Origin of the sequence: Streptomyces niveus, from assembly GCF_001723055.1 — a bacterium.
GTDB classification, from domain to species: Bacteria; Actinomycetota; Actinomycetes; order Streptomycetales; family Streptomycetaceae; genus Streptomyces; species Streptomyces niveus.
The window spans coordinates 1-8,506 of the sequence record NZ_MDCR01000105.1 but is presented as its reverse complement, the minus strand read 5'-3'; the positions used below and the strand labels follow the sequence as shown (position 1 = coordinate 8,506).

Genomic DNA, 8,506 nt, shown 5'->3' with positions numbered 1-8,506 from the left:
CGGCGCGGGGTGCGCGCCGTCGACCACATGCAGGATCAGGTCGGAGTCCCCGACCTCCTCCATGGTCGAGCGGAACGCCTCCACGAGGTGGTGCGGCAGATGCCGGACGAAGCCGACGGTGTCGGCCAGCGTGTAGATCCTGCCGCTCGGTGTCTCGGCCCGGCGCACGGTCGGGTCCAGGGTGGCGAACAGCGAGTTCTCCACCAGGACGCCCGCGCCGGTGAGGCGGTTGAGCAGCGAGGACTTCCCCGCGTTCGTGTACCCGGCGATCGCCACCGAAGGCACCCGGTGACGCCTGCGCTCCTGCCGCTTGATCTCGCGGCCGGTCTTCATCTCCGCGATCTCCCGGCGCATCTTCGCCATCTTCTCGCGGATCCGGCGCCGGTCCGTCTCGATCTTGGTCTCACCGGGACCACGCGTGGCCATACCGCCACCGCCGCCGCCACCCATCTGCCGGGACAGCGACTGGCCCCAGCCGCGCAGCCTCGGCAGCATGTACTGCATCTGGGCCAGCGCGACCTGCGCCTTGCCCTCCCGGGACTTGGCGTGCTGGGCGAAGATGTCGAGGATCAGGGCCGTACGGTCCACGACCTTGACCTTGACGACGTCCTCGAGGTGGATGAGCTGGCCGGGGCTGAGCTCACCGTCGCAGACGACCGTGTCCGCTCCGGTCTCCAGCACCAGGTCGTACAGCTCGCGTGCCTTGCCCGAGCCGATGTAGGTGGCCGGGTCGGGCTTGTCACGGCGCTGGATCACACCGTCCAGCACCAGCGCCCCGGCCGTCTCGGCCAGCGCCGCCAGCTCGGCGAGCGAGTTCTCGGCTTCCTGCACGGTCCCCGTGACCCAGACGCCGACGAGCACCACGCGCTCCAGGCGCAGCTGCCGGTACTCGACCTCGGTGACGTCTTCGAGTTCGGTGGAGAGGCCCACCACGCGCCGTAGCGCCGCGCGGTCGGAACGCTCGAACTGGTCGCCGTCCCGCTGTCCGTCGATCTCTTGGCTCCAGGCGACGTCCTCTTCCATCAGGGCATCGGCCCGAAGGCTGTCCGTGCGGGGGTCCGCGGCGATCTGCTCGTCCTGGGAAGGGGAAGAAGAGGAGGTCATTGGATCCTTACGTCGTAGAGAATGTTCGGGTGGTGGACAGAGACTGCCCACCCACATCGGTCACAACGCGTAACGATCCGGATTGATTCCCGGCGTCACGGGCCCGGCGCTCCCGGCCCGGAGTCCCGGTCCCGGCGGCGCCGCCGACCCCTTGATGGTGGCACGTCACCGCCGGGACCGTCATTCGGGTTTCCCGCCCTGCTTCATCGCCGCGCTCTTCCAGTCCGGGTGCCCCGGCATCGGCGGTGTCGTCGTCCCGTACAGCCACGCCTTGAAGAAGCCCGACAGGTCACGCCCCGCGATGTCCGACGCCAGCCGGGTGAAGTCCGCCGTGCTCGCCGTCCCGTCCCGGTGGTCGCGCACCCAGTCCCGCTCCAGCCGCCGGAACTCCCCCGCGCCGATCTCCTGCCGCAGCGCGTACAGCACCAGCGCGCTCCCGTCGTACACCACCGGCCTGAAGAGGCTGAGCTGCTCGCCCGCCGTGGGCTTCTTCGGCGCCGCCGGCGGGCCGCCCGCCGCGCGCCAGCCGTCGGACAGCCGGTACGCCTCGCGCATGCGCGTGTCCAGCGGCTTGTCGGCGTGCTCCTGGGCGTACAGGGCCTCGTACCAGCTCGCGTGCCCCTCGTTGAGCCACAGGTCCGACCAGGTGCGCGGCGAGACGCTGTCGCCGAACCACTGGTGCGCCAGCTCATGGACCATGAGCGAGTCGACGTACCACTCGGGGTACTCGGGGCGGGTGAACAACGAACGCTCGAAGAGCGAGAGCGTCTGTGTCTCCAGCTCGAAACCGGTCTGGGCACCGGCGATCAGCAGGCCGTACGTCTCGAACGGATACCGCCCGACCTGCCGCTCCAGCCACTCCAACTGCCCCGGCGTCTTCGCCAGCCACGGCTCCAGCTTCGCGCGGTCGGCCACCGGGACCACGTCGCGTACGGGCAGCCCGCGCGGGCCCTCCCGGTGCACCACGGCCGAGTCGCCGATCGACACCTGCGCCAGCTCGGTGGCCATCGGGTGACGGGTGCGGTACGTCCAGGTGGTGGTGGCGCCACGGCGGGTCTTCGCCACCGGCAGCCCGTTGGCGACGGCGGTCAGCTTGCTGGGGACGGTGACGCGGAAGGTGAACACGGCCTTGTCGGCGGGGTGGTCGTTGCCGGGGAAGACGCGGTGCGCGGCGTTCGCCTGGTTGGCCATCACGAGACCGTCCGTGGTCGGCACCCAGCCGCCCTTGCCGCCCCTCGGGTCGCTGGTGTGGGTGACGGTGACGCGTAGGGGGGAGCCCGCCTCGACCGCCTTGCGCGGCGTGACCACGAGGTCTTCTCCGGCCGTCACGTAGTCGGCGCGCGCGCCGTCGACCTCCACGGAGCGGACCGCGCTGTGCGTGAAGTCGAGATTGATCCGGTCCAGACGCCGGGTCGCGCGGGCGTCGATCTTGGTGACCGCGTCCAGCGGCTTGGTGTTGTCGCCGCGGTAGGTGAAGGCGATGTCGTAGGACAGGACGTCGTAGCCGGGGTTGCCCAGGTGCGGGAAGAGCGGATCGCCGATACCGAGGGGGCCCGGGGCGGCGGCGGGGAGTGTCGCCGCGACGAGGGTGGCCGAGGCGGTGGCCAGCAGGGCGGCGCGCAGCCGGCGGGAGGTGAGCAGCATGAACCACCGCTACCAGCGCGCGGCCTGTGTATGAGGGCGACGCGCTTCACCCCCACCCGAAAGAGGCGGGCGGGACGGAGGCACGGGGCGGCGTTCGACGCGTCCTTGTAAAGAGGCCGGACGGTGCGGTCAGGTGGCCGGCTCGTGCTGCGCGCGTCGTACGTCGAAGACACCCGGCACGTCCCGCATCGCGCGCATCAGACCGGCCAGCCCCGCCGCGTCGGGCAGCTGAAGCGTGTACGTGTGCCGCACCCGCTGCTCGCTCGGCGGCTCCACGTTGGCCGACACGATCGCCGCGCCCGCCGTGGCGATGGCCTCTGTCAGGTCGGCGAGCAGCCGTGGCCGGCCGAAGGACTCCGCGTACAGGGTGACCCGGCACTCCGCCTCGTCGCCCCAGCTCACCGCGACCGGCGAGCGGCCGAGCGCGGCCATCCGGCCCACCGCGGAACACTCCGCGCGGTGCACCGTGACGGCGCCGCCGCGCACCAGGAACCCGGTGACGTCGTCGGGCGGCACGGGCGTGCAGCAGCCGGCGAGCCGTACGGTCGCGTCCTCGGGCACGTCCACGACAACGTTGGCCACACCGCGCCGTCCCGCCGTGACGGCGCCCGGCGCGCGGGGCTCGGACTCGGGCACCTTCAGGCTCTCGGGGTTCGCGGCGAGCCAGCCCGCGATAGCGATCCGCGCGGCGGGCGTACGGGCGTGGTCCAGCCACTCCGGAGAGGGCCCCGGACCGCCCGAGTCGCCCGGCGCCTGAACGGGGCCTTGAGCGAGCAGCAGTTGTACGGTGTCGCCGTCCGCCAGGACCGTACTCAGCGTCGCCAGACGGCCGTTGACGCGCGCTCCGATGCATCCGTGGGCGCCGTCGCCGTACTGCGCGTACGCGGCGTCCACACACGTCGCTCCGGCGGGCAGCCCCAACATGCCGCCGTCGGCGGGGAAGACGCTGATCTCGCGGTCCTGGGCGAGGTCGGCGCGCAGCGTCGTCCAGAACGTGTCCGGGTCGGTGGCGGACTCCTGCCACGCCAGGAGGCGGGACAGCCAGCCGGGCCTGGTCGGGTCGGCGCGCTCGCCGTCGGCCGGCTCGGCGCCGTCCACGGGCGTGTACGGGTTTCCCAGCGCGACCACACCCGCCTCGGCGACCCTGTGCATCTGGTGCGTACGGATGAGGACTTCGACGACCGCCCCGTCGAGACCGGCGACGGCCGTGTGCAGCGACTGGTACAGGTTGTACTTGGGGGCGGCGATGAAGTCCTTGAACTCGGAGATCACCGGTGTGAAGCAGGTGTGCAACTCCCCCAGCACGGCGTAGCAGTCGGCGTCCTCGCCGACCAGGACGAGCAGCCTGCCGAAGTCCGTGCCGCGCATCTCACCGCGTTTCAGGCGGGCACGGTGCACGGAGACGAAGTGCCGCGGCCTGATGACGACTTCGGCGCTGATGTCGGCCTCGCGGAGCGTCCGCCGTACGTCCTCGGCGATCGTGTCCAGGCTCGGCCCCGTGGTGGCCCGGTCGGCGATGACGGCGCGGGTGCGCTCGTACTCCTCCGGCTGGAGGATCGCGAAGACCAGGTCCTCCAGCTCGGTCTTGAGCGCCTGCACGCCGAGCCGTTCGGCGAGCGGGATGAGGACGTCGTGGGTGACCTTGGCGATACGGGCCTGCTTCTCCGGCCGCATCACACCGAGGGTGCGCATGTTGTGCAGCCGGTCGGCGAGTTTGATCGACATCACGCGGACGTCGTTTCCGGTGGCGACCAGCATCTTGCGGAAGGTCTCGGGCTCGGCGGCGGCGCCGTAGTCCACCTTCTCCAGCTTCGTCACACCGTCGACCAGGTAGCAGACCTCGTCGCCGAACTCCGCGCGCACCTGATCGAGCGTCACATCCGTGTCCTCGACGGTGTCGTGGAGGAGCGAGGCCGTCAACGTCGTGGTCTCGGCGCCGAGTTCGGCGAGGATCAGGGTGACGGCGAGCGGATGCGTGATGTACGGCTCACCGCTCTTGCGGAACTGGCCGCGGTGCGACATCTCCGCCAGTACGTAAGCCTTGCCCAGCACCAGCAGGTCGGCGTCGGGGTGGTGGGCGCGGTGCGCGTCGGCGACGTGGCCGATCGCGTCCGGCAGCCGGTCCCTGGACGCGGGCCCCAGCAGCGCGGCCCTGCCGAGTCGGCGGAGGTCGATACTGGTACGGCCGCGCCTGCGGCTCCGGGCACCAGGGCTGGTCGCCTCTGCGCTCATGGGGCACCTCCGGCAGCGTCGACCGGCGGTGGGAGGGACAGGAGCGCCCGCCCGGCCGGTGCTTGATGCTACCGACCCCACCACGTGCCTCGGTCCACCTCTCCCCCAGCGTGAAACGGATCACCCATTCGAGGGAACCTGTGGGCGGATTCGGAGGAGTTCAGAGCGTGTCGAGCCGCCGCGCCCACTCCGCGTCGAGCACTCCCTCGGCGACGATGACGGCCGGGCCGGTCATCTCGATCTCGCCGTCGGGACGTTCGGTGATGACGAGCCGTCCGCCGGGCACGTCCACGGTGTACGTGACGGGCTCGCCGGTCACGGCGGGGTCGAGGCCGTCCCTGCGCGCCGCGGCGACGGCGACGGCGCACGCGCCCGTACCGCAGGACCGTGTCTCGCCCGAGCCGCGTTCATGGACGCGCATGGCGACGTGGCGCGGGCCGCGGTCGACGACGAACTCGACGTTCACACCGTCCGGATAGACCGAGGCGGGGCTGACGGGCGGCGCGGTGAACAGATTGCCCGCGTGGGCGAGATCGTCCACGAAGGCGACGGCGTGCGGGTTGCCCATGTTGACGTTGCGGGCGGGCCAACCGCGGTCCCCCACAGCGACGGTGACGTCGTCTTCGGTAAGGAGGGCGCGTCCCATGTGGGCGGTGATCGCTCCCGAACCGGTCTCATCGCCGCCGGTCCCGGCGTCCTTGGCGATGTGCACCTTCTTCACGCCGCCTCGGGTGGCGACGGCGAGGTCACCCGCCTGGACGAGACCGGCCCGCCGCAGATACCGCGCGAAGACCCGCACCCCGTTGCCGCACATCTCGGCGACGGATCCGTCGCTGTTGCGGTAGTCCATGAACCACTCGGCCCGGTCGGCCATGGACCGCGCCTCGGGGTGCGCGGCGGACCGTACGACACGCAGCAGCCCGTCGCCACCCATACCGGCCCGGCGGTCGCAGAGCTCTGCGACGGCGGAGGCGGACAGGGCGAGGGCGTTGTCCGGGTCGGGGATGATCACGAAGTCGTTCTCGGTCCCGTGGCCCTTGAGGAAGGGGATCGGTGACGGCTGCGCGGAGGGGCGGTAGGTGCTCACGCGTCAATCGTACGAGGTGGGACCGACAGCGCGAACCCGCGAGAGCGGGGCCGTGCGCCCGAAAGGCGTGCCGCCGCTCAGCGCAGGCGCGCGACCCGCCAGACGGCGAGAGCGACGAGCGCGGCGCCCCCGGCCACGTACAGCGCGAGCACCCGCCAGTCCGGGCGCTCGCCGGACCCGCGGGCCGGCAGACCGGGCCAGGCGTGCCCGACGCGGCGGGCGGCCATCATGCCCCAGCCCGCGGCGCAGCAGCTGATCAGCAGGCCGAGCATGGCGACGACGGCGCCGCCGTCGCCCGTCCCGAAGGCGAGGGGGAAGGCGAACATCAGTGAGCCGATGGCGGCGAGCATCACGATGGGTGCGAGCTGCCAGATCCGCAGGCGTCGCTGCGGGCGCAGTTCGACCTCGACCTCGGGCGTCACCGCGTCTTCGTCGGGTCCGTCAGGACTCAGCCGTGGTGCTTCGTCCGGTGGATCCTGCGTCCCCTGATCTGTGTTGCGAGGGCCGGCCTCCATCGCCACGCGCCCTCCCAACTCGGACTCCACTGGTCGATCGATGCTCGATGATGGCACGGCCCCGGGCACCGGATTGACGGCCTGAGCGTCCCGATGCCATCACGTGATCAGGCTGTGACCGCTCGTTCGACCAACGTCAGCGCGAGGTGCGGGAGTTCCTCCCGGTCGGCGGCGGCGCCGCTCAGCCAGTGCACGCGCGGGTCGCGGCGGAACCACGAGTCCTGGCGGCGCGCGAAGCGCTTCGTGGCGCGTACGGTCTCGGCGCGCGCCTGGTCCTCGGTGCAGTCGCCCGCGAGGGCGGAGAGCACCTGCTGGTAGCCGAGCGCGCGCGAGGCCGTACGCCCCTCGCGCAGGCCGCGCGCCTCCAACTCGCGCACCTCGTCCACGAGGCCAGCCTCCCACATACGGTCCACGCGCAGCGCGATCCGCGCGTCGAGTTCGGGGCGTTCGACGTCGACGCCGATCTGCACGGTCTCGTACACCGCGTCATGACCCGGCAGGTTGGCGGTGAACGGCTTGCCGGTGATCTCGAACACCTCCAGGGCCCGCACGATGCGGCGGCCGTTGCTCGGGAGGATCGCGCGGCCCGCCGGCGGATCGGCGGCGGCCAGCCGGGCGTGCAGGGCCCCGGATCCGCGCAGCTTGAGTTCCTCCTCAAGGCGGGCGCGCACCTCGGGGTCGGTGCCGGGGAAGTCGAGGGCGTCGATGGCGCCCCGTACGTAGAGCCCGGAGCCGCCGACGAGGACGGGCGTACGGCCTTCGGCGAGGAGCCGGTCGATCTCGATCCTGGCCAGCCGCTGGTACTCGGCGACGTTGGCCGCCTCGGTGACGTCCCAGATGTCGAGGAGGTGGTGCGGGACGCCGCGACGCTCCTCGGTCGTCAGCTTGGCGGTTCCGATGTCCATCCCTCGGTAGAGCTGCATGGAGTCGGCGTTGACGACCTCACCGTCGAGTTGCCGGGCGAGATGGACGCCCAGGTCGGACTTGCCGGCCGCGGTGGGGCCGACGACGGCGATGACCCGGGGTGCTGGCGCTGCGCTTCTCACCGCCCCAGTCTCGCAAACCCGGTGACCGGTTCCCGAACGAGTTACGTGACGGCCGCCTGTCCGGGGTCGTTGGCCGTTGCGAGATTCCGGCTGCCGGTTCTCGGGCCGGTGCCACGGGGCGGCGCAACGGGACGCTCCGGGCGACGCGGATTTTCGCCCGCACGAGTAGCATATGGAGCAGATATGGGTGTTTTTGAACGACTTCGTCGGAAGTCCAGGCGGACGGCCGGGGAGGCGCGATCGACCTCTTCGGCGGCCGATGCCCCCGCGGACGGCGGCCCACGGGCGGCGGAGGCCGTGTCGAGGGTCGATACCGGCACCGATACGGTTGCGGGCGGAGACCACGCCACCGACGGTGGTACGGAGGCCTCGGAGAGCGTCGACATCCCGAGGCAGCAGACCGTCGACGAGGCGGCCGACAACGAAGCCGGCGAAGGCGCCCGCAAATAAAACGGCACAGAGCCGACAGCCCCACCCGGGGCTTCGAGGGAAGGCGACCCATGAGCTTCCTTGACTCACTGAAGGCAAAACTGTCCCCGGCCAAGGACAAAGTCTCCGACCTCGCGCAGCAGCACGGGGGAAAGATCGGGGAGGGCCTGGACAAGGCCGCGAAGACGGTCGACCAGAAGACCAAGGGCAAGTACAGCGACAAGATCGAGTCCGGGACCGGCAAGGCCAAGGACGCGCTGGAACGGATGTCCCACAAGGACGGCGACACCGGCACCCCGCCTTCCTCACCTCCGCCGCCCCCGGCCTCCTGAGGCCCGGCTGAGCCCCGGCTGCCGCCCGAGGGCGACGGCCGGGTGAGGGACGAGGTCCCACAGACGACGGTGACGGCCGCGAAGCGCCCTTCAGGTGCTTCGCGGCCGTCACCGTCG

General features: G+C 71.5%; 8 protein-coding genes. 2 read left to right on the top strand and 6 right to left on the bottom strand.

From position 1 onward, the window contains the following. The 6 genes from hflX to miaA all read right to left on the bottom strand — a co-directional run. Positions 1–1,104: GTPase HflX (hflX, locus tag BHU15_RS14305; protein WP_069627542.1), on the bottom strand; the 1,104-nt coding region annotated here is incomplete at its 3' end. 180 nt (positions 1,105–1,284) lie between these two features. After that, entirely contained in the window at positions 1,285–2,748 is a 1,464-nt protein-coding gene (locus tag BHU15_RS14300) for a M1 family metallopeptidase (RefSeq protein WP_069627541.1), read from the bottom strand. A gap of 129 nt (positions 2,749–2,877) precedes the next feature. Further along, on the bottom strand, positions 2,878–4,980 hold the full coding sequence (locus BHU15_RS14295) for a RelA/SpoT family protein (protein WP_069627540.1): 2,103 nt from the start codon (positions 4,978–4,980) through the stop codon (positions 2,878–2,880). Between the two features lie 160 nt (positions 4,981–5,140). Further along, positions 5,141–6,067, bottom strand: a complete 927-nt coding sequence (gene dapF / locus BHU15_RS14290; protein ID WP_069627539.1) for a diaminopimelate epimerase — start codon at positions 6,065–6,067, stop codon at positions 5,141–5,143. A 77-nt stretch (positions 6,068–6,144) separates the two neighbouring features. Beyond that, complete coding sequence (locus tag BHU15_RS14285) at positions 6,145–6,582, bottom strand: hypothetical protein (protein WP_031229322.1); 438 nt, start codon at positions 6,580–6,582, stop codon at positions 6,145–6,147. Between the two features lie 107 nt (positions 6,583–6,689). Then, complete coding sequence (gene miaA, locus BHU15_RS14280; RefSeq protein WP_023538219.1) at positions 6,690–7,628, bottom strand: tRNA (adenosine(37)-N6)-dimethylallyltransferase MiaA; 939 nt, start codon at positions 7,626–7,628, stop codon at positions 6,690–6,692. A gap of 297 nt (positions 7,629–7,925) precedes the next feature. Between miaA and BHU15_RS41325 the strand changes: the two genes are divergently transcribed. Further along, positions 7,926–8,078, top strand: a complete 153-nt coding sequence (locus BHU15_RS41325; protein WP_247748728.1) for a hypothetical protein — start codon at positions 7,926–7,928, stop codon at positions 8,076–8,078. Positions 8,079–8,128: 50 nt separating this feature from the next. Further along, positions 8,129–8,389, top strand: a complete 261-nt coding sequence (locus BHU15_RS14270; RefSeq protein ID WP_069627537.1) for an antitoxin — start codon at positions 8,129–8,131, stop codon at positions 8,387–8,389. The last annotated feature ends 117 nt before the right edge of the window (positions 8,390–8,506 follow it).

Excerpts from the sequence above, each read along its gene's own strand:
- BHU15_RS14300 (WP_069627541.1), bottom strand. The coding sequence starts at position 2,748 with ATGCTGCTCACCTCCCGCCGGCTGCGCGCCGCCCTGCTGGCCACCGCC.
- BHU15_RS14295 (WP_069627540.1), bottom strand. The coding sequence starts at position 4,980 with ATGAGCGCAGAGGCGACCAGCCCTGGTGCCCGGAGCCGCAGGCGCGGC.
- BHU15_RS14285 (WP_031229322.1), bottom strand. The coding sequence starts at position 6,582 with ATGGAGGCCGGCCCTCGCAACACAGATCAGGGGACGCAGGATCCACCG.
- BHU15_RS14270 (WP_069627537.1), top strand. The coding sequence starts at position 8,129 with ATGAGCTTCCTTGACTCACTGAAGGCAAAACTGTCCCCGGCCAAGGAC.